The organism is Candidatus Poriferisodalis sp. (assembly GCF_965262965.1).
In the GTDB taxonomy this organism is placed as follows: domain Bacteria; phylum Actinomycetota; class Acidimicrobiia; order Acidimicrobiales; family Poriferisodalaceae; genus Poriferisodalis.
Window position 1 is genome coordinate 2,000,774 of record NZ_OZ253573.1, and the last position, 20,522, is coordinate 2,021,295.

Below are 20,522 nucleotides of genomic sequence, written 5' to 3' on the forward strand. Positions count from 1 at the left end.
CGCCGAGCTGGCGTCACGTCCGAAAGCGCTTGGTCGGCAAGTGCGGGCCGATGTAGCCCACGTGCACCTTTCCGGTGCCCCCCTGCCGGCGCGTGTCGTCGTGAAAGTACAGGCGAGGCGCGAAAGACCTATTCGACAACTTGAGGTGGGCCTGCATCTCGATGCGCCCGCCAGACTCGACCTGCTCAGACACCGGCAGCATCCGATGCTTCCTCAGTTCAGGTTGGCGCATCACTTCCTCGGACTCGCTCAACGCAAGCTTCTTCGCGTTCGCGAACCAAACTCGCTGATGCTTGCTTCTCCGGCACCAATCACGAAAGTCCTTGAAATCCGCTCCCGTGTTGGCGTAGGCCTCGAATGCCAAGAGCCCGTCAAAAACGCTGAGGGCCCATGACTGCGACTCAATGGCACTGTCGAGATCGGAGATCCGTTGCTCGGCTTCAGGCGGTATCTCGACTCTGACGAGTTTTGCCCGAGCCAGTTGCAATGCCTGTCGAATCGACGTGACCTGCTGATACTTCTTCTTGGAGGCATCGGCGTCAGGCGACACTGCATTCTCGCCCGCTTGCATCAGCCAGTCGACCATCTGATCTTGGGAATCGATGAGTTGCCCTTGCAGGTCATCAGCGCGCCGCTGTGCAAGCTCAAGCTCCTCCTGCATGTCGAGAATCTGCTGGGAAAGTTCGTCGCGCTCGTCGCGCACTGCCTTACGCAGTGCTCGAGTCTCGAAGAGAGCTCCCCACAAGTCGTCGCGTTCAGATTCAAGAACGGCAATGCGCTCACGAAGACTCGCGCCGGATGCAAGTTCGGGGGCTCTGCGCTGGCCTCCGAGCTGTGCCTGAGATCGGACGAAGAGGGGCGGCGGTTCGCGCTCGACCACGGCAAGGCGCAGTAGGTGACTCGCCCAGCGACCAGCCTGATGTGGGTCGCTCCGTACGACTTCAGCAGCAAGGGTGCGATGCCGGTGTGGTTCATGTTCTCCAGGCAAGTACAGACGCGCCTCACCTGGTTCCAGGTCCATTTCCCCGCCGATCACGCGCTGAAACGGCAACAACGTCTCAAGCGGCATGACGAAGACACGGGCCAATCCGGCAACTTGCAGAGCAGCGCTTTGCGCCCGCCGAGTCATCTCGCCCAATGCCGTGTTCGGGCTGATCAGATCCCACGCGAGGACGAGGTAGGGAACGGGCCGGTCAGGCGACAAGACCGCATTGCGAATCGCCTTGGCGTGTTCGACATCGCGAACAGGGACGGGCGAAGTCGTCAGTGGTTCACGACCGAGGTGAGGCCGCCCGCCACGCTGTTGGGCGGTGTCAAGCAGTTCGGATACCAGCGATTCTGCCCCAGTCGCGCGGAGCTGGGCCCAGCGAGACTGTCCCGCGTCTTCACCCAATGCCGGGGCCCCTCGTTGATCCGACGAACTGAGGCCCGCCGGTGTGGCCGCGGCAAGTGGAGCTTCCACATCCACCCACACCCACGCCGCGCCATCTCCACTGAGCACGCGTGTGGTAACAACCGACCGGCCCTGAGCCGCATGCTGAGCGAGGTCCAACGTCGTCGTCGTGACACCACCGTTTGTTCGAGTCGCACGCGTCAGGTCCACACGGCACCCGGTCGCCTGTTCGACGCGGCTGTCTCCCTCCACGTCAGCCACTTCCAGATGCGGGTGTTGAGTCTGAGCCCAAGCGCGAAAACTGCGAGCCACGAGTTCGTGCAGCCCTGGACTCTCGTCCTCCCACATCGCGCGATAGATGACCTCGACCGCAGCAAGGTCGTCGTCGGTCGGGTCGAGACCATCCTCAGACATGAGCTGCACGACCTCGTCGTTCACGGCCGCGTAGCGAACCAACACCGTCGCGCGCAGGAGTCAGTGGCACCGGACCGCCGCTGGGAGCATCCCCGGTCGACATCGCTAGCTGTGTTCGTAGATGGGGGTAATGAGCGCCCGGGCCAGCGTTGTGCCGAACATGTTGAAGCCGCAGATTGCCGGGGAGACATCGGTGGTGATCGGCAACGACTCGACGTTGAGCGCGTGCACGGCGAACATGTACCGGTGCGGTCCGTGTCCCGCGGGAGGCGCGGACCCCAAGTACCCATACAGACCGGCATCGTTTCGCAGCTGGTTGGTGCCAGCGGGCAGACCAGAACCCTCGCTGTCGCCCGCACCCGACGCCAGCTCGTTGCAAGACGCCGCGATGTCGTACACGACCCAGTGCCAGAAACCGCTGCCAGTCGGCGCATCCGGGTCGAAGCACGTCACGGCGTAGCTCTGGGTGCCGTCAGGTGCTCCCGACCACGCGAGGTGCGGGGAGCGGTCCTCGCCGCCGGAGCCGAAGATGCCCGAGACCTGCGGCATCGGCAGCATCTGCGCATCGGCCACGTCGTCGCTTCGCACTTCGAAAGACGGCACCTCGGGAAGGAAGTCGTAGGGGTTGGGGGGTTGTGGCATGGCAGCGGCCTTTCTGTTGCTCGGCAGTTTCGCGGAGTGGAATTTCCTCACCGATACGCAGGACCGGCCCAGCAGATGAATGCTCTGCAACGACTGCGGCTCCGGCACGCCCCCGCGTACCGATCGTTGACACTATTCGTTCCCTCGCATGCGGTCGGATGACAGGTACCTCGAACTCCGGCACGCCCTCGATTGACGCGCTGCGAGTGTCCCGTCATATCTGCATGCAAGACGTTCACGAAATTTGTGGCTCTCAGCCTGGCCCCGCTCGACGAGTCCGTTGCAGAAATACAGCGTGTTCAGCGCTCGGAGCGAAAGCTCCAGGTTGCACATCACACAACCCAAACTGACAGACCAAGGACCGGCCCGCTTCCGCGGGCCGGTCTTTGTCTATGGGTTCGCGTCCCGGTCCCCCCATGTTTGAGCACAGCGATTCGACTGACTAGAACTCCATCGTGACTAGTCGCAGCTCGAAGCAATGGTGGGCGGGTGCCGCTGGCTACCAGATCTACATCCGGTCGTTCGCCGACTCGAACGACGACGGCGTCGGCGACCTTGACGGCATCAGATCCAAGCTCGGCTACCTCAGCGACCTGGGCGTCGACTTCATCTGGATCACGCCGTTCTATCCCTCGCCCGGCGACGACTGGGGTTACGACGTCGCGGACTACTGCGACGTCGACCCGCTGTTCGGCGATCTCGCAGCCTTCGATGCGCTGCTGGCAGACGCTCACGATCGCGGCATCCGGATTGTGGGCGACCTGGTGCCGAACCACTCCAGCAGTGCGCACCGCTGGTTCCAGGCGGCGCTGGGCAACGCTGGCGACGCAGCTCGCGAGCAGTATCGCCACTACTACGTCTGGCGAGACCCCGCGCCCGACGGCGGTCCGCCGAACAACTGGGTCGGCTACTTCGGTGGACCGGCATGGACGCTGGACCCCGCCTCGGGCCAGTACTACCTGCACCTGTTCCTGCCATCGCAGCCGGACTTCAACTGGCGGAATCCGGGGGTGGCCGACGAGTGGGACGAGATTCTGCGCTTCTGGCTGGATCGCGGTGTCGATGGCTTCCGTGTCGATGTGGCCGGCGGCCTGGTAAAGGACAGCGGGCTCCGCTCGAACCCCCAGCTGGCGCCGATCCCGCCGGGCGCGTCACGCTGGGAGCAATGGGACTGCTTCGAACACCTCCACGACGTCTTCCAGCCCGAGAGCCAGGATGTCTTTCGCCGCTGGCGACGAATCTGCGACGAATACGGCGCGTTCCTGCACGGCGAGACATACCACCTCGATCCGCGGGGCATGGGCGACCTGCTGCCGCCTGACGGCATGCACAACGGTTACTGGTTTGCGCCCATGCACATCGAGTGGACGCCTGAACAAGTGCGCGGCGTGCTCGTCGGCGCGGGCGGCCTCTCGGATCGACTGCTGTGGGCGGCTGGAAGCCACGACATGCCGCGCGCGCCCACGCGATTCGGCGGCGGCGATGCGGGACGTCAGCGGACCCTGGTGATGAACGTGTTGTTCGCATTCGCGCCCGGAGTGCCGGTGCTGTACCAGGGAGAGGAACTGGGCCTCGAAGACGGCGATGTCGCACCTGAGGCGAAACTGGATCCTGTCGGACCCGACGGCGACGTCAGCGCCGGGCGCGATGGCTGCCGAACTCCGATGCCCTGGGACAACAGCCCAAACAACGGCTTCTCGCGTGCTGAGCCCTGGCTGCGCAGCGCTCGGCGGCCCGCTTCGGACAGCGCTGCCGCGCAGCAGAGCGACGAACGCTCGTGGCTGCGTACCTACCGCCGATTGCTGGCCACACGTCGCAGCTTGTTCGCCCGAGCGAATCTCGCAGACGAAGAGGTTGCCTGGGAAGGTGACGACGGGTCGGTCATCGTCCTGCGGCGCGGCGCGGTGACCGTCACGGCGAACACCGCTGACGAGGCAGCCGCCGCGGAGATCCCATCGCGCGCCCAGCCGGTCTTCGAGACCCCTGGAGCCCTCGACTCCGCTGGGCACGACATCAGCTCGGCGCTGCAGCGGTCGGACTCCAAATCGACAGATCGGCGCATGCATTCGGTGTCGTACGGGCAGACTGCGCTCCGGCCCATCTGACGACTGAGCCGACGACTGGGCCGAGGTGACCGTGACGAATTCCAATGCACCGGCGGCCCTGGTGCGGATTGAGCCGAGCTGTCTCGGGCCGGGCGGGCCCGAAGTCGGACCGCTGGCGCTGGGACTGTGGCGGTTCACCAGCAGCGATGTCGGCGCCAATGCGGCGCTCGTCGAAGCTGGTCTGGACTCGGGCATGAACCTCGTCGATCTCGCGGACGTCTATGGCCTGGACTGGGGAGGCACCGGCTTCGGTGCGTGCGAAGCCAACCTCGGTGCCGTGCTCGATACCCGTCCCGAGCTGCGGGAGCGGATGGTCCTCGCCACCAAGGGGGGCATCGTGCCGCCACTCCCCTACGACTCCGGCGCAGCGGCACTGCGGGGGGCGTGCGAGGCCTCACTGCAACGCCTCCGAACCGACCGGATCGACCTGTACCAAGTCCACCGGCCCGACATGTTCACGCATCCCGCGGAGCTCGCCGACACGCTGGACGGGCTGATCGCGAGCGGCAAGGTGGGCGCAGTCGGCGTGTCGAACTACACACCAGCCCAGACCAGAGCGCTCTCGGCCCACCTTGACCATCCGCTCGTCTCGACGCAGCCCGAGTTCTCAGCGGCGTGCTTGGATCCGATGCGCGACGGCACGCTCGACCTCAGCGCCGAGACATCGATGGTGCCACTGGCATGGAGCCCGCTGGCAGGCGGGCGACTCGTTGCTCACGGCGAGGGTGTGCGGCCAGAGCTGCTCGAAGTGCTCGACCGACTGGCAGAGCGCGAGTGCGTCGACCGCGCTGCGGTGTGCCTTGCATTCGTCTTGGCGCATCCATCTGCACCGGTCGCGATTGTGGGCACGCAGCGGATCGACCGTCTGGCAGCGGTACAGGCGGCCCTCAGCGTCCAACTCGACCGCAACGACGTTTACGACCTCGTCGAGGGGTCCGAAGGAGTGCCCCTGCCGTGAGCGCCCTTGCCATAAGCGACAGTGGCGCTGCAACGAGTCGACCGCTGCGGTTCGGCGTCATCGGCACCGGGATGATGGGCCGCGAGCACATCGCCAACCTCATGGCACTGGACGGGGCCGAGGTCTCCGCGCTGTGCGACAACTGGGCGCCGTCACTCGATGCCGCCCAACAACTGCTCGACACCGGCTCCGATGTGCCGCGATTCGCCGACTATCAAGAGCTGCTGGACTCGAATGCGTGCGACGCGGTGGTAGTGGCGACCCCGAACCATCTTCACACCGACATCGTGCTGGACATCGCCGCCACAGGACTGCCGCAGCTGGTGGAAAAGCCGCTCGCCACCACACTCGCTGACTGCCGCAGGATCATCGATGGCGTCGGGCGGCTTGCCACTCCGCCGCTGGTCTGGATGGGCTTGGAATACCGCTACATCGCTCCGGTCGCCGAACTCATCCGCGAGACCCACGCTGGCACCGTCGGCAGGGTTCGCATGGTCTCGATCCGCGAGCACCGCTTCCCGTTCCAGCCGAAGGTGCGCGACTGGAACCGGTTCAACCGCAACACGGGCGGAACGCTGGTGGAGAAGTGCTGCCACTTCTTCGACCTCATGCGACTGATCGTCCGCAGCGACCCGGTGCGCGTCCTGGCCTCCGGCGGCCAGGATCTCAACCATCTCGATGAGAGCTACGGCGGCGAAGTGCCCGACATCTTGGACAATGCATTCGTGATCGTGGATTTCGCCTCAGGCACCCGAGCCCTGCTGGACCTGTGCATGTTCGCCGACGCCACCCGGAACCAGGAGGAGATCTCCGTTGTTGGGGACGACGGGAAGCTCGAGGCGCTCGTGCCCGCCTCGGTACTGCGCGTCGGCGTGCGCGGACGAGATTGGATCGGCAACGTCGAAGAGCGCGAAGTGACGTCGGCGGCACCGGTCGAAGGACATCACCACGGCTCCTCGTTCATCGAGCTGGAGCATTTTCGGGACGCCGTGATCGGCGGCACGCCGGCCGAGAGCACGCCCGACGACGGGCTGTGGTCGGTTGCCATCGGTCACGCCGCCCATCGCTCCATCGACGAGGGTCGGCCGGTCATGCTGGACGACGTGCTCAACGGTGCGGCGGCGACATGACGAGTGACCGACCGTTGCCCGAGGTTGCGTGGTTCTCGGCGCTCTGCGACGACGACTACGAGTTTCTGGGCGTGCCGGACCCCGCGCTGGCGAGCTCGTGGGAGCACTGCGCGGACATCGTCCAAGCAGCCGAACGCAACGGCTTCGACAACATCTTGCTGCCGTCGGGCTACGCGCTCGGCATCGACGCCAGTGCGTTCGGCGCGGGCATCGCTACTCGCACGAGCCGCATCAACCTGGCGCTGGCGGTGCGGACGTTTTCCTGACCTGGCCCGACACCGTGGCGGACGTCGCCGCGACGGTCAACGAGATGCGCGACCGAGCCGCAGCGGTCGGGCGCGAATTGCAGTTCGCCTTGAGATCACACGTGATCGTGCGCCCCACCACCGCCGAGGCTGCCGACGCCACCGGGCGGCTGGTGAGCCAGCTCGACGACGACACAGGGGCGGCGATCCGATCACGGGCACTCGACTCCGCCTCGGTCGGGGTGCAGCGGCAGGCACAGCTGCGCGAGAGCGCCGACGGCGAGGGTTCGCCGAAGAGGGGCTTTGGACAGGAATTGGGCGGGCACGCAGCGGAGCCGGCGCTGCCATTGTCGGCGACCCCGACCAGGTCGCTGCGAAGCTCGGCGCCTACTCCGATGTCGGCATCGACGCCTTCATCTTGTCCGGCTATCCGCACATCGCCGAGTGCGACCTGTTCGGCCGCCTCGTTCTCGAAACGATGCCCCACCGCAAGCTCTGGCAGCCCTAGATCCGTCCTTGGGTCGATTGCGCGCCCCGACAGCCCCGAGCCAACCAGGTTGGCCCCGATGTCAGGTGCGGATGGTCAGCTCGGTCTGCGGGTCGAAGAAGTGCAGGTTCTCGGTGTCGACGCTCAGCTCGACTGTCGTGCCGGGTCGGGCGCTGCTGCGCGGGTTCACCCGTGCGATCACCATCCGATCGTCGATGCCTTCGAGCGTGTCTGGATCCCCTGCCTCCACCGAAGGCGCATCGAGCGGGAAGTGCAGCAGCAAGTCCGAACCAAGCGCCTCGGTGAGCGATACAACCGCCCTCAGGCGAGAACGTCCGTCATCACCCGTCACGGATGCGTCTTCGATGGCCTCGGGCCGGATGCCCACCACGATTTCTGCGCCGTCGTAGCCCCGCAACGCGGAGTGCGTGTCGAACACAGATTCCGCGAGGCCCAGCGTCTGTGACCCCAGATGCAGCTGCCAGCCGTCGTTGCCACTCGACACGCGTGCCATGCGCAGGTTCATCGCCGGCGCGCCGATGAAGCCGGCAACGAACAAGTTGTCGGGTTGCTCGTAGAGATCTGTCGGCGCTGCCACCTGTTGGAGCAGCCCGTCCCGCAGAACTGCGACGCGGTCCCCCATCGTCATCGCCTCGACCTGGTCATGGGTGACCTAAATGGTGGTGGCGCCGAGCCGATGCTGGAGGCTGGTGATCTCGGCCCGCATCTGCACGCGCAGCTTGGCGTCGAGGTTCGACAACGGCTCGTCCATCAGGAACACGGCGGGATCGCGCACGATCGCCCGGCCCATAGCGACACGCTGACGCTGACCTCCGGACAGCTGCGCCGGCTTGCTGGCCAGCAGTGGCTCGAGTTCGAGCAGGCGTGCCGCTTCGAGAACCTTCGCTTCTGCCTCTTGCTTCGGTACACCGGCCAGCTTCAGCGGAAAACCGATATTTCGTGCCACATCCAGATGCGGATACAGCGCGTAGCTCTGGAAGACCATGGCGATGTTGCGGTCCTTGGGCTCGACGTCGTTCATCCGCTGCCCGTCGATCTGCAACTCGCCGTCGCTGATCTCTTCGAAACCGGCAACCATCCGCAGAGCCGTCGACTTGCCGCAACCCGATGGGCCCACGAGAACGAGGAACTCGCCGTCAGCGATGCCGATGTCAAGTTCGCTGACAGCAACAAACCCGTTGGGGTACTTCTTCGTAAGCCGGTCGAGGGTGACCGTCGCCATGAGACCCCCTCTGGGACGTACATGCCCGGTTGGCCGAGACTAGTTCGCAGCCCATTTGACTGGTGGCCCGTCGACGTGTCGGCGTGGCAGAATTCGCGACATGAACACTCACGATCCAGCTGCGGAAGAGACCGAACCCTTCGAGGCCGATCCGCTCGCCGAGCGAGCCCGCCTGCTCACCGATCTGGCCCGTGCCTACCGCCTCTTCGGCATGCTGCGCTGGGGCGAGCTGGGCGACGGGCACATCACCTGCCGTGACCCGGTGCGGGCCGATCACATGTGGCTGCTGCGCTACGGAGTGACCTTCGAACGGGCCACTGTCGACGATCTGGTGCTCGTCGGGCCCGATGGCACCGCCGTCGACCAGCACGGGCACACGGCACCGATCAACAACAGCGCCTACCACATCCATTACCCCATCCACGAGGCACGGACCGACATCGGCGCCGTCGCCCATACACATACCCAGTGGGGCACGCCGTTCTCGGCCGAACGCCGAATGATCGAACCGATCAACCAGGAAGCAACCTGCTTCGTCGACGACCACGTGGTCGTCGACGAAGCAGTGCAGGTCCTGTCGACTGACGGCGGCAAGCGCATCGCCGCTGCCCTCGGCGACTGCCGAACGGTGATCCTGGCCAATCACGGCCTGCTGACCGTCGGATCGAGCCCGGCTGACGCCGTCGGCTGGTTCGTGCTGGCCGAACGAGTGGCCGAAGTGCAGCTGAAGGCCCGCGAGGCCATCCCGATCTCAATCGAAGCGGCGCGCATCGCCCGGGAGGATCTGACGCGAGGTGACTTCGGCTGGCACCTGTTCGGCTGGGCCACCCGCCGCCACCTGGCTCACGAGTTCGCCTAATCCATCCGGGCTGATCGAGCGGCGACCGAGCAATGACCCAACCCTTCGCGTCCGATGGCGCCCGCGACAGTCGTCTGGGCCCGTCCCAGCGCGCCGCCTGGCTCGACGAACTCGGTGGCGGCCGCGTCGATGTCATCGTCATCGGCGGAGGTGTCACCGGTGCCGGCTGCGCTCTCGACCTCGCGCTGCGGGGCCGCAGCGTGGCGCTGCTCGAGCAACGCGACCTGGCGTCGGGCACCTCGAGCCGTTCGTCGAAGCTGATCCACGGGGGCCTGCGGTACCTGCAGCGCCTCGAATTCGGCCTGGTCTTCGAATCGCTGACCGAGCGTCGGCTGCTGCTGGGCAGGCTTGCGCCCCATTTGGTGCGGCCGGTGGAGTTCCTCTATCCGATACGGCGGGGCTGGCGGGAACGATTGCGCACTGGGGCAGGCATCGCGCTCTACAGCGCGATGGCCGGTCGCAGGCAACACAGCATCGGATCTCACCGGCACCTCGGCGCCCGCCGCACTCAGCGACTCGCACCAGCGCTCGACCCGAGAGTCGTACGCGGAGGGATTACCTACTGGGACGGCCAGACCGACGATGCGCGGCTCGTGGTTGCCATCGCTCGCACCGCTGCAGAACATGGGGCGCGCATCCTCACCTCCACCCGCGTCCAGGAACTGCTCGTTACCGACGGCGCAGTGCGGGGCGTGATCGCACACTGCGGCGAGACCGGCCGCACCTTCAAGCTGGAGGCTGACGCCGTTATCAATGCCACCGGTGTGTGGACCAGCCAGATCGAGCAGCTCGCCGAGCGCGACTCGACCGAGGCGACAACACCCCGGACTCGCATCCGCGCATCGAAGGGCATCCACCTGCTCGTCCCCGCAGAACGAATCGATCTCAACTGTGGGCTCATCGTGCCGACACCGCCCAGCGTCCTGTTCGTGGTTCCGTGGGGAAACCGCTGGATCATCGGCACCACCGACACCGACTGGGATCTCGACAACGCACACCCCGCAGCGAGCAGCGCCGACATCGAGCTGCTGTTGGAGCGTGTCAACAGCGTGCTGACCGACCCGATCACCCGCGACGACATCTGCGGCGTCTATGCCGGCCTGCGACCACTGGTCGCGGGCAACACCCCTTCGGAAACCGAGCTGTCAGCCAAGCTGAACCGGGAGCACGTGATCACCCGGGTTGCACCGGGGCTGGTCTCGGTGGCCGGCGGCAAGTACACGACGTACCGGGTCATGGCAGCCGACACGGTCGAGCTGGCACTCGCCGAGGTCGAGGCGGCCCATGGCCGAAGGCCGCCGAGGCTCCCCCATCGTCGGCGCGACGCTTCCGCGCGCCGATCCAAGACGACGATCACCCCGCTCGTTGGCGCCGAGGGCTACGAAGAGCGCCGTCTGCGCCAGGACGAGATCGCCGCCCGTGCGGGCTTGAGCCGCGCCACCGTTGTTCACCTGCTGGACCGCCACGGCGACCAGGTCGACGAGGTGCTCAAGTTGGTCGCCACCCAAGGCGATCTGGGTGAGCCGCTGGCCCCCGGACACCTCTACCTGCGTGCCGAAGTGACCCATGCCGTTCGCAGTGAAGGTGCCCTGCATCTCGACGACGTGCTGACCCGACGTACCCGGCTGTCAGTTGAGTCGTGGGATCGCGGCGTCGATGTAGCGCAGGACGCGGCCGAATTGATGGGCGCCGAACTCGGCTGGTCCCCCGAGACGGTGGAGCGCGAGATCTGGCACTACAGCGCCCGAGTCGAAGCCGAGCGAGACAGCCAGACCCGCCCCGACGACCACACTGCCGACGCCGCCCGCCTCGGCGCTCCCGACATCCGCCGCTAGATCACAGGCCCAAGCCACCTACGGCGCGTCTGCGTAGATTGGCACGATGGTCGTTGACTACGAAACACAAGGCCGGATTGCGATCTTCACGCTGAACCGGCCCGAAGCCCGAAACGCAATCAGCCACGAGGTCTCCTCTGCAATGGAGGCCCATCTGGACGCGTTCGAAGCCGATCCCGACGTGTGGGTCGGCATCCTGGCCGGCACCGGCACGGTGTTCAGCGCCGGCGCTGACCTGAAATCAGTCGCCGCCAAGAAGCCGATCGAGACCGAAAAGGGCGGCTTCGCCGGGCTGGCTCGCTACCCGCGGACCAAGCCGATCATTGCCGCGGTCGACGGCGCGGCACTTGCGGGCGGCCTTGAGATCGTGCTGTCGTGCGATCTGGTGGTGGCCTCGCCACGAGCCCGTTTCGGCATTCCCGAAGTGAAGCGCTCGTTGGTCGCGGCCGCCGGCGGGCTGTTCCGGCTGCCACAGGTGGTGGGCCGCAACATTGCTCTGGAGCTGGCAATGACCGGTGATCCCATCTCGGCCGAGCGTGCCTACCAACTCGGGCTCGTGAACGAGATGGCAGCCGAGGGTGAAGTCGTCGAAGGAGCGATAGCCCTGGCGGAACGCATCATCGCCAACGCACCGAGGGCCGTGCGCGAGAGCCGGCAGGTTGTGCTGGAAAGCCACGCTCGTTCCGAGGACGACGGCTGGGAAATCACCAAGAACCACTTCCGCAACATCCTGGGCACCGAGGATTTCCGAGAGGGGCCCCGGGCGTTCGTCGAGAAGCGCGATCCTGTGTGGACCGGTCGCTGACGCAGACTCACGGCTGATCCGCCTGGATCAGCGCCCAGCCCGGAATCTCGGAGAGCACTCTCATGGCCTACACCGCGCCCACTGAATCGTTCCGCTTTGATGAGTTCCGTGCCGGAGTAGAGGGCAAGCGTGTGCTCATCACCGGCGCCGGCAAGGACGGCGGCATCGGACAGGCATTCGCGCTCAGCACTGGTCTGAACGGCGCCGAGTCGGTCGGCGTTCACTTCCATCGCAGCTACGAGGACGGCTTCGACCTCGTCGACCGGCTGCGCAATGAGGGCGTCCGCGCCTTTCCCGTGCAAGCCGACGTCACCAACCTGCGCGACCTGTGGGCGATTCGCAGCTACGTCATCGACCAGATGGGCGGCCTTCCGCCGAACCTCGTCATCTGCAACTCGGGACTGACCGAATCGGGCTACAACCTAGGACGCACCCTGCGGCAGGTGGAGGGGGAATCCACGTCTCTGCGCCGGGCCCGGGTGCGCCAGCACTTCATCGACAACCTGGATCAGTCACGACTTGTGCTCGACACCAAGGTCGACGGTTTCCTGGCGTCGACTCACCTGTGGGCTGGCGAGGCCGTCTACCACGACGAGCCCACACAGTTCGTGTACGTGTCCTCGCGCCAGGCCGTCGATCCCGGACCATCCGTGCCCGGCTACGCGCTCAGCAACTGGGCGGTGCTGCAGCTGCCGAAAGTCCTCAAGGTGAACCTGGGTCGCAGTGCCGACTTGGTGAGCTGCTTCACATTGCTGCTGCCGTTCGTGCGCACCGGAATGACCAACGAGTACGCAGACAACGAACGCGTCTTCGGACGCTGGCAGTCCCGCATGCTTGAGCCGTGCGAAATGGCCGAGGCATTCATGGCGTTGCTGGCCCGACCGGCCAGCGAAACCGACGGCGCGATGTACGAGCTGATCGTCAACGCAGCCGAGAGCGACGCAGCCGCGGGGATCGAGCTGATCTGGAATCGGCTGTCGGTGAACCTCGACGAGCAGCCTGTGGACTGGAGTGTCGAGTCGCCACTGCGCTTCGATTGACACTGCGCTTCGATTGATACTGCGCTTCGATTGATACTGGCCGATGCGCCCGCGCGCACGGCCGGTTCGCGCGTCGGACACTGTGCGTTAGGCGCCCTTTACATCCAATGGAAACCGTTGCTATAGTCCGGCGCCATGCGTTGGAATCCAAATTCTCCTCATCTCATTGCGTCCCGCAGTGCTCGCGCCCGGCGCGCGATCCGGTGGATTGCTGCGGTGACAGCGATCGCGCTGACAGCTGCCGCGTGCTCGACGTCGCGCACGCTCGAAGGTCCGGCCGCCGGCATCTATGACGGCGAGTGTGCAGACTCCGGCGATCAGGGGGTCACGGTGTATTCGAGCCGGACCGAGAACCTGATCGGGCCCGTGCTCGATGCCTTCGAGTGCGAGACCGGCATCAGCGTGGCCGTGCGTTGGGGTACCTCAACCGATCTCGCCCTGCTGCTGGCCGAGGAGGGCGACCGGACGCCCGCCGATGTCTTCTTGTCGCGCTCGCCTGGCCCGGTCGGCTTTCTCGAAGGCAAGTCGCTGCTGGCCGCCATCGACGACGATGTGCTGGGCCTCGTCGACGATCAGAATCGATCAACGTCGGGAACGTGGGTGGGCTTCACGGGCCGCAAACGCGTCCTCGTGTACAACCTGGACGGCGTCGCTTCCGGCGAGCTCCCCGTCTCGGTCTTCGACCTCACCGGCGAGCAGTACCGGGGTCGGGTGGCGATTCCCGCGACCAACGGCTCGTTCATCGACTGGTTCACCGTCTTGCGCGACCAGCACGGCACCGACGTGGCCACGAAGTGGCTCGACGACATGGTCGCCAACGAGGCCCGCTACTACCCCAACAACCGCTCGATCGTGGAAGCTGCCGGCCGCGGCGAGATCGATATGGGCCTTGTCAACCACTACTACCAATACCAAGCGGCTGCGACTGCTGGCGATGCCCATCGGGCGGACAATTGGGAATTTGCCGACGATGACATCGGGTCACTGCTCATCATCACTGCTGCCACCGTGACTGCTGCCAGCGACCGTGCCGATGCTGCAAACGAGTTGATCGCCTACCTGCTGGGGCCTTCCGCGCAGCAATACTTCAGCGCCGAGACGCTCGAGTACCCGCTCGCAGCCGGCATCGAGCCCGATGAGGTCCTGCCGCCCGTGGCCGCACTCGAGATCGGCAGCGTGGACTTCGGCTCGCTCGGCGAAGGTTTCACTCGCTCGACGGAAATAATCGAGGCCAGCGGCATCCTCAACCAATGAAGCCCGAGGACTCGAGACCAACCACGTGACGCCCCGCACCCGGTCCGGCGACGTCGGCGTCGCGGAATCGGAAGACGAGACCATGGGTGCGCCTGCGGGAGGCGCCGAGCGACGCGGCGGCGCGCCGGCAGCGCTGCATGTCGCCGGATTGGTGCTGGCGTGCGGATTCGCCTTTCCAGGCGCGTACCTCGTGTACCGAGGCGCGCGCGATGGCATCGGTCCCGACGGGCTGCTGTGGAGCGCACGCACTCTGGGCCCGCTGTGGCGCACGCTCCGGCTCGCAGTCGCGGTCTCGGCGAGCGCAACAGTGCTGGGCACTGGCCTGGCGTGGCTCGCCATGCGCACAGACCTGCCGCTGCGCAGGCTGTGGCGGATTCTGCTCCCGCTGCCGCTCGTGTACCCGACGTTCGTCGGCGCCGCGGCGTTCATCCGCACGCTCAACCCCGGGGGGCTCGCCAACGATCTGCTCGCACGCATCGGAATTTCGACGGTGCCCGAGCTACGAGGATTTGTCGGTGCGTGGCTGGTGCTGACGCTGATGACTTTTCCATACGTCTACCTGCCGGTTGCTGCGCGATTGCGGCAGCTTCCGGGAAGCCTCGAGGAGAGCGCCCGTCTGCTCGGCGACAGCGCATTCGCCGTTTTCCGCCGCATCTGCATGCCCCACGCTGCAACTGCGATCGGCGCCGGAACGCTGCTGGTGTTTCTGTACACGGTGAGCGACTTCGGCGCCGTGCAGCTGATGCGCTACGACACGCTGACCCGCGCCATCGCCACCAACTACCTGGCAAATCCGCCGGTGGCGCTGGCGCTCAGCCTGATGCTGCTGGTCTTGGCTGCCGCAGTTGTGGGGGCCGAGCGATGGTTCTCGCGTCGCCTTCCCGACGCACCGCGGTCGGGCTCACATCGGCCCCTCGACTACCGCCTGGGGCGCTGGCAGCCGTTGGCAACCGCGGCAGTCGTGCTTGCGGTGTTCGCCAGCGTCTTCGCCCCCTTCATCGCCTTGTTCGACTGGGCGCAGCGGGGAGTGCTGCGTTCTATCAGCGGCGACCGAGCGCTCGCAGTCGACTACTCCAGCGTGGCCGACGCCACGTTCAACACGATCTGGGTGAGCGTCGTCGCCGCAGTGGTGTCGGTCGCTGCTGTGTTGCCGATCGCCATGCTCGTGGGCCGTCACCGGTCCCGTACCGGATCGCTCGCCCATGCCGTGGTGATCAGCACATTCGCGCTGCCCGGACTTCTCATCGCGCTCTCGATGCGCTTTTGGACTCTGCGGACCGACTTCATCTTCGAGCTGTTCGGCGACACAGCGGCGCTGTTGATCTTTGCGTACGTCGTCCGATTCGGATCGCTCGCGATGGGCATCAGCGTGGTCGCCGTGCGCAGCGTGCCCGATCGCCTCCACGACTCGGCCCGTCTGCTCGGCGCTGGCCCGGTGCGCCGCTTGCTCACCGTGGACATGCCCGTCATGGGACCCGCGCTCGGTGCAGGCGCGGGCCTCGTGCTGCTGTCGGTGATGAAGGAGCTGCCGATCAGCCTGCTGGTGTCACCGCTGGGCTTCTCGACGCTGACGACCCGCATCTTCGGCTCGTTCGAGGACGCCTTCGTCGCCGAAGCCGGCCTCATGGGCGTCATCTTGGTGACCGTCTCGTTCGCCCTGACGTGGTTCCTCGTCGTCCGCCGATCCGAACACGTCTGACTCATTGCCCCGATGGCCTGGCTCATTGCCCCGATGGCCTGGCTCATTGCCCCGAGAGGGCGGGGCCAGGTTGTTCAGCGGTGGTCGACCATCACGTGCTCTTTGGCCAGGAACATCACCGAACGGGAGAAGTCGATGAAGTTGGCCTCGTCCTCGTAGGCCCGCCGAGACGCGGCTCGGTTCTCCGGGATGGCGTTGCCCATGGCGCTGCGGTCCATCCAGACCTCGGCGTGACCGGTGTAGGGCTCGACGGCCGAGTTGCGTGACCGGTTGATGGCCGCGGTGAAGGGATGCTCGTCGGCGTGCACCTGCTGGTAGCGCAGGATGCCCGACGACTGCGCCTGGCGGCGGATGACGGGACCGTGGTGCGTGCGCCAGTACCACTGCGCCTCTTCGATGGTCTGTGACCCCAGGTGTCGCAAGGGGAAGTAAAGCTTGACCAAGCTGGAGCGGTCGGTCGCGACGATGTTCTCCGGCGTCGGGTTCACCTGAGGGAGCTCGTAGCCGTAGTACGCCACGGAGCGCTCGATATCCGCGAAATTGAGCTCGTCTTTAAGCAGCAGCCGGTCGAATTCGCGACCGGCGTCAGTGCGCATCGCCTCGAGCATCGAGTCACGCGACTCCCACCACACTTCCGCCACGCCGTCGTAGGGCTCTTCCATTTCGCCCCGCCGTCCCGGCAGGCGGCTGTGGTCGTCGTCGGTGGTGTGCACCTGCACGTAGCGCAGCATCTTCGCCTGCGCCGAGTGAGCGGTCACCAGCGGTCCGTGCACGTTGAGCCAGTAGTCCTGCATCTCAGCCCGTGTCATGGCTTGCTTGCGCCGCAGCAAGAACGTCAGTCGCAGCATCGTTTGCCCCCTTCGCCGCCGACTGCAGAGGCTAGATCAGCAGTTGGCGGCGGCACGCGGGAAACGGCAGCCCAGGGTTGGCGGAGCGGGTCGACACCGGTGTCGTCACCGAGATTGTTGGAGAGGCGGCTGCTACTTTGCAGCAGGGCGCAGTCGCCGCACGTGGGGGTGCACAAGACCATGCCGATCACGGAGTTCTTCCCGGATATCAAGATCGTCGACTCCGACACGCATTGGACCGAGCCGCACGACCTGTGGACCAGCTTGGCGCCGGCCAAGTACCGCGATCTGGTGCCGCAGATCCGTGAACACAACGGCAAGCGCAAGTGGGTGGTCAACGGCGACATTCCCATCGCGGGCGATTCTGCTGTGTCGGCGATCCTGCCCGATGGCGAGAAGATGCTCGGGCTGAAGTTCCTCAAGCACGACATCGAGATGGTCCACGCGGCGTCTTACGACTGCGACGCCCGCCTCGAGCTGATGGATGCCATGGGCGTCAGCCACGGCATCGTGTACCCCAACGTCGGCGGGTTCGGGAACCAGAACTTCCTCAAGGTGGATGACCGGGCGCTGCGCATTGCCTGCGTGGAGATCTACAACGACTGGATGGCCGACCTGCAGGCTCGCTCGGGCGGGCGCATCCTGCCGATGGCGCTCGTGCCGTGGTGGGACATCGACGCCAGCGTGCTCGAAGTCGACCGCATGCACCGCAACGGCGCCAAGGGCATCGTGATGTGCTCCAACCCCCACGACTCGGGCATGCCGAACTTCGCGCAGCCCGAATGGCGCCCCTTCTGGGAGATCTGCGAAGCCCTGGAGATGCCGGTCAATTTCCATATCGGCGCCTCCGAAGGCGATATCGACTGGTCCGGAAAGGTGCCGTATGACACCTGGTCGGGCGACGTGAAGATTTCCTTGGGTGGGGCGGCGATCTTCCTGGGCCAGCTGCGCTGGATGGTGAACCTGCTGGTGAGCGACGTGCCGGAGTGCTACCCGAACCTCAACTTCGTGTCGGTGGAGAGCGGCGTCGGCTGGATCCCGTTCCTGCTGGACGCGCTCGACTACCAGTGCGGCGAGACCGCACCCGAGCACATGGCCCACCTGTCGATGAAGCCCTCGGAGTATTTCCGGCGGCAGTTCTTCGGATGCTTCTGGTTCGAGTCCCAGACGCTGGCGCCGGCCATCGACCACATCGGGGCCACCCAGATCATGTTCGAGACCGACATCCCGCACCCCACCTGCCTCTACCCGCACAGCGTCGAGCGGGTGCGTGATGCGATCGGCAATCTCGATCCCGCCGTCCAGAAGCGGATCTTGCAGGACAACGCTGCCGAGCTCTACAGGATCGACCTGTAGCAGAGCGGTTGCAGCAGTTCCCGGCAGGGGCGGTCGCTACGCAGCGGTGGCCCCTCGGCTGAGCCGGTCGGCACCCCAGCGGGCCATGTCGGCTTCGAGATCGAGCGGGATATTGCGCGGGGCGTCGGGTTCGTAGAGCTCGAGCGGCACTTCCCACATCACCTCGAACTCGATGCCGTCAGGGTCGTGGCAGTACAGGCTGCGGCTGGTGCCGTGATTGTTCTCGCCCACCAGGGCACCCATCTCGCCCAGCCGGGTCTTGGCCTCGGCCAGCTCGGCGAGCGTCACGATTTCCCAAGCCAAGTGGTACAGGCCCACATGCCGAGCGGGAGCGCCCTCTCCGGCCGCGTCGAAGAGCCCCAGATCGTGGTCGGTGTTCGAGGAAGGCGACGCCATGAACACAGCGGTGCCGTAGCGATTCACGATCTCGAGTCCGAGCGCCTGGGAATAGAAGCGGGCCGACGCCTCAGGGTCGCTCACCCACAGCACTGCGTGCCGGATGCCGAGTGTGGCCATGACGCCTCCCATCGGTGCTGGTCGGACCGCCCGCGCTGGCGGGGCCGTCGATCGCACCCGTTGCCCCGATCGGAGCGTACCGAGCAGGTGTTCGCCGTCTGTACGTCCATCGTTCGGTCCTGAACTCGCCAACGCAACGCTGCGCAGTGGCGCTCAGCCCGTCTGCCAGCGCACTAGGGCAACTGGAGCTTGATGCCGCCAAAGGCAGCGTCGTCGGGATCTTGTAGGGCATTGGTGGCCTCCAATTGGCCGTCGGTCGCCCCTGCGTCATGCCAGGGCATGGCTGCCGTCCACCGCCACGCGAAGCTCATGATCCTCATCAGTGCGCCAACATCATCAGCCTGCGTTGTCGAGGTGCGTCGCAGGCAGCCGATGTACTCATTGCGGAACACGCTGGGGATCACGATTCGCGCAGCATCGACCGCCGAAAGCTCGGCGTTCATCATCACACGTGCCACCCTCCCATTGCCGTCGGTGAAGGGGTGAACCTCGGCCACCATGATCATGATGTAGAGCGCGCGCTGGAAGCCAGCGGGAACCGAGAGGGACAGCTCGAATCCTTGACGCAGTGTGCCCTCGACCAAGGGGGGATCGACGAACACGTAGCTGCCGACTTGGTTGGGTGCCTGCTTCCACTGCCCCGGACCCACTTCGGGGCGGCCTGCGAGAATCATCTGATGGCGCTCGCGCAGGTGTGTCAGGAACCCCTCAACATTGTCCGCGGTGGCCCTGCGTCCGACGGTGTCGGCAACACAGCGATAGGTGCCCAAGATGTCGTGGCCATCGGCTGGGCGAGTGGGTGGGGGCTGCTGAGTGTCAATAATGCGACGGGCTTCGGGCACCGTGAACACCGTGCCCTCGATGTAATTGGAGAAGTAGCTCTCGAAGAACGGCAGCGCTTCCGCTTCGGGTCCCGCTGGGAGCCAATCGGGCACATCCGGGTCGTCATAGCCGGTCAAGCTCTGAACCAGTCGGTTGAACATCTCCACCCTGCGTTCATCCCAGGCTCGACGATGCGTGAACGCTTGCAATAACGGGCCGGCTGTGGGACGCAACGGCTGGTCGCCCGCCAACTGGTCGAACAGACGCTTGATCTCGTCGACCTGATCAACTTTGCCCAGGGCCTCGGCGAGGGTGGTGGCGTCGTCGCGCAGTCGCGACATCCGTTCCGGCCCCCAAGTGATGGCCTTGGCGGCCAGCCAGTCCTCGAGTTCGGCCAGCGACAGTGTCCGGGGCATCCGTCCGCTGCGGCCACGAGTGACGGCGAGGTTGTCCACCAAGATGCGAGCCGGGCTGGACATTGCGAGCCCGTTGGGCCAAGGCAGGTCCTCAAACGATTCGGCCAAAGGCCTGCCGGGGCGGATCCGTACCTCCATACCCGGCAGCTGAATGGATTTGCGCCCGCTCTGGGTTGCAACAAAGATGCAGCCGCCGCTCACGCGGCCGTCTTGGGCGGCCGAGCGATCGACGATCAGGGCGCCGGGAAGCAGATGACCCAAGATGAGCCATCGGTTGGCAACCACGATCTCGGCGGGGTCGCTGACGAGGTCGGCGGAGTACAGCCGGGGTGCCAGCCGGCGGATCCGGCCACCGGCCACGGCCCGGGTGAGCGTGTCGCTCGACGCCACGTCGTCAAAGAACACTGTGCGAGGCTCCGTCGGCCATGGTGTGGAGACTCTTCGAGCCATAATCT

General features: G+C 65.8%; 15 protein-coding genes and 2 pseudogenes. 11 read left to right on the forward strand and 6 right to left on the reverse strand.

Translation table 11 applies throughout. The features are described 5' to 3' along the window. Nucleotides 1-13: 13 nt before the first annotated feature. Nucleotides 14-1,831, reverse strand: a complete 1,818-nt coding sequence (locus ACQY5K_RS09610) for a hypothetical protein (RefSeq protein WP_428122447.1) — start codon at nucleotides 1,829-1,831, stop codon at nucleotides 14-16. 81 nt (nucleotides 1,832-1,912) lie between these two features. Further along, nucleotides 1,913-2,449 carry a YbhB/YbcL family Raf kinase inhibitor-like protein gene (locus ACQY5K_RS09615; protein WP_428122449.1) on the reverse strand — a complete coding sequence of 179 codons (537 nt, stop codon included), beginning with the start codon at nucleotides 2,447-2,449 and terminating at the stop codon, nucleotides 1,913-1,915. A gap of 455 nt (nucleotides 2,450-2,904) precedes the next feature. Here ACQY5K_RS09615 and ACQY5K_RS09620 point away from each other — a divergent pair, with 455 nt between their 5' ends. The 4 genes and pseudogenes from ACQY5K_RS09620 to ACQY5K_RS09635 all read left to right on the forward strand — a co-directional run bounded on the left by ACQY5K_RS09620 (nucleotide 2,905) and on the right by ACQY5K_RS09635 (nucleotide 7,395). Beyond that, on the forward strand, nucleotides 2,905-4,554 hold the full coding sequence (locus tag ACQY5K_RS09620) for an alpha-amylase family glycosyl hydrolase (RefSeq protein ID WP_428122451.1): 1,650 nt from the start codon (nucleotides 2,905-2,907) through the stop codon (nucleotides 4,552-4,554). Between the two features lie 31 nt (nucleotides 4,555-4,585). Continuing rightward, complete coding sequence (locus tag ACQY5K_RS09625; RefSeq protein ID WP_428122453.1) at nucleotides 4,586-5,512, forward strand: aldo/keto reductase; 927 nt, start codon at nucleotides 4,586-4,588, stop codon at nucleotides 5,510-5,512. Continuing rightward, nucleotides 5,509-6,642, forward strand: coding sequence for a Gfo/Idh/MocA family protein (locus tag ACQY5K_RS09630; protein ID WP_428122455.1), 1,134 nt, complete (start codon nucleotides 5,509-5,511; stop codon nucleotides 6,640-6,642). Before ACQY5K_RS09625 ends, ACQY5K_RS09630 begins: the two co-directional genes overlap by 4 nt. Beyond that, nucleotides 6,639-7,395 (forward strand): annotated as a pseudogene (locus ACQY5K_RS09635) (LLM class flavin-dependent oxidoreductase). Before ACQY5K_RS09630 ends, ACQY5K_RS09635 begins: the two are co-directional and overlap by 4 nt. 61 nt (nucleotides 7,396-7,456) lie before the next feature. Here ACQY5K_RS09635 and ACQY5K_RS09640 read toward each other — a convergent pair. Beyond that, a pseudogene (locus ACQY5K_RS09640) lies at nucleotides 7,457-8,617 on the reverse strand (ABC transporter ATP-binding protein). Nucleotides 8,618-8,717: 100 nt separating this feature from the next. Here ACQY5K_RS09640 and ACQY5K_RS09645 point away from each other — a divergent pair. The 6 genes from ACQY5K_RS09645 to ACQY5K_RS09670 all read left to right on the forward strand — a co-directional run bounded on the left by ACQY5K_RS09645 (nucleotide 8,718) and on the right by ACQY5K_RS09670 (nucleotide 16,109). After that, entirely contained in the window at nucleotides 8,718-9,476 is a 759-nt protein-coding gene (locus tag ACQY5K_RS09645; protein ID WP_428122457.1) for a class II aldolase/adducin family protein, read from the forward strand. A 32-nt stretch (nucleotides 9,477-9,508) separates the two neighbouring features. Then, nucleotides 9,509-11,311 (forward strand): FAD-dependent oxidoreductase, encoded by a 1,803-nt coding sequence (locus ACQY5K_RS09650; protein ID WP_428122459.1) that lies wholly within the window; start codon nucleotides 9,509-9,511, stop codon nucleotides 11,309-11,311. Between the two features lie 46 nt (nucleotides 11,312-11,357). Then, nucleotides 11,358-12,116: a crotonase/enoyl-CoA hydratase family protein gene (locus ACQY5K_RS09655; RefSeq protein WP_428122461.1), complete on the forward strand. Its 759-nt coding sequence runs from the start codon at nucleotides 11,358-11,360 to the stop codon at nucleotides 12,114-12,116. Nucleotides 12,117-12,178: 62 nt separating this feature from the next. Further along, nucleotides 12,179-13,156: an SDR family NAD(P)-dependent oxidoreductase gene (locus tag ACQY5K_RS09660; RefSeq protein ID WP_428122463.1), complete on the forward strand. Its 978-nt coding sequence runs from the start codon at nucleotides 12,179-12,181 to the stop codon at nucleotides 13,154-13,156. Between the two features lie 216 nt (nucleotides 13,157-13,372). Continuing rightward, a complete protein-coding gene (locus tag ACQY5K_RS09665; protein ID WP_428122465.1) occupies nucleotides 13,373-14,410 on the forward strand; it encodes an extracellular solute-binding protein in 1,038 nt (345 codons plus the stop codon). A gap of 25 nt (nucleotides 14,411-14,435) precedes the next feature. Beyond that, nucleotides 14,436-16,109, forward strand: a complete 1,674-nt coding sequence (locus ACQY5K_RS09670; protein WP_428122468.1) for an ABC transporter permease — start codon at nucleotides 14,436-14,438, stop codon at nucleotides 16,107-16,109. A 74-nt stretch (nucleotides 16,110-16,183) separates the two neighbouring features. Here ACQY5K_RS09670 and ACQY5K_RS09675 read toward each other — a convergent pair whose 3' ends face one another. Next, the gene (locus ACQY5K_RS09675; RefSeq protein WP_428122470.1) at nucleotides 16,184-16,957 is read right to left on the reverse strand and encodes an EthD domain-containing protein; all 774 of its coding nucleotides are present in this window, start codon (nucleotides 16,955-16,957) and stop codon (nucleotides 16,184-16,186) included. 180 nt (nucleotides 16,958-17,137) lie between these two features. Between ACQY5K_RS09675 and ACQY5K_RS09680 the strand changes: the two genes are divergently transcribed. After that, nucleotides 17,138-18,313, forward strand: a complete 1,176-nt coding sequence (locus tag ACQY5K_RS09680) for an amidohydrolase family protein (RefSeq protein WP_428122472.1) — start codon at nucleotides 17,138-17,140, stop codon at nucleotides 18,311-18,313. Nucleotides 18,314-18,349: 36 nt separating this feature from the next. On the opposite strand, the gene ACQY5K_RS09685 is transcribed toward ACQY5K_RS09680, so the two are convergent. Next, nucleotides 18,350-18,829, reverse strand: a complete 480-nt coding sequence (locus ACQY5K_RS09685; protein WP_419922072.1) for a VOC family protein — start codon at nucleotides 18,827-18,829, stop codon at nucleotides 18,350-18,352. Between the two features lie 173 nt (nucleotides 18,830-19,002). Continuing rightward, on the reverse strand, nucleotides 19,003-20,472 hold the full coding sequence (locus ACQY5K_RS09690; RefSeq protein WP_428122474.1) for a Fic family protein: 1,470 nt from the start codon (nucleotides 20,470-20,472) through the stop codon (nucleotides 19,003-19,005). Between the last annotated feature and the right edge of the window lie 50 nt (nucleotides 20,473-20,522).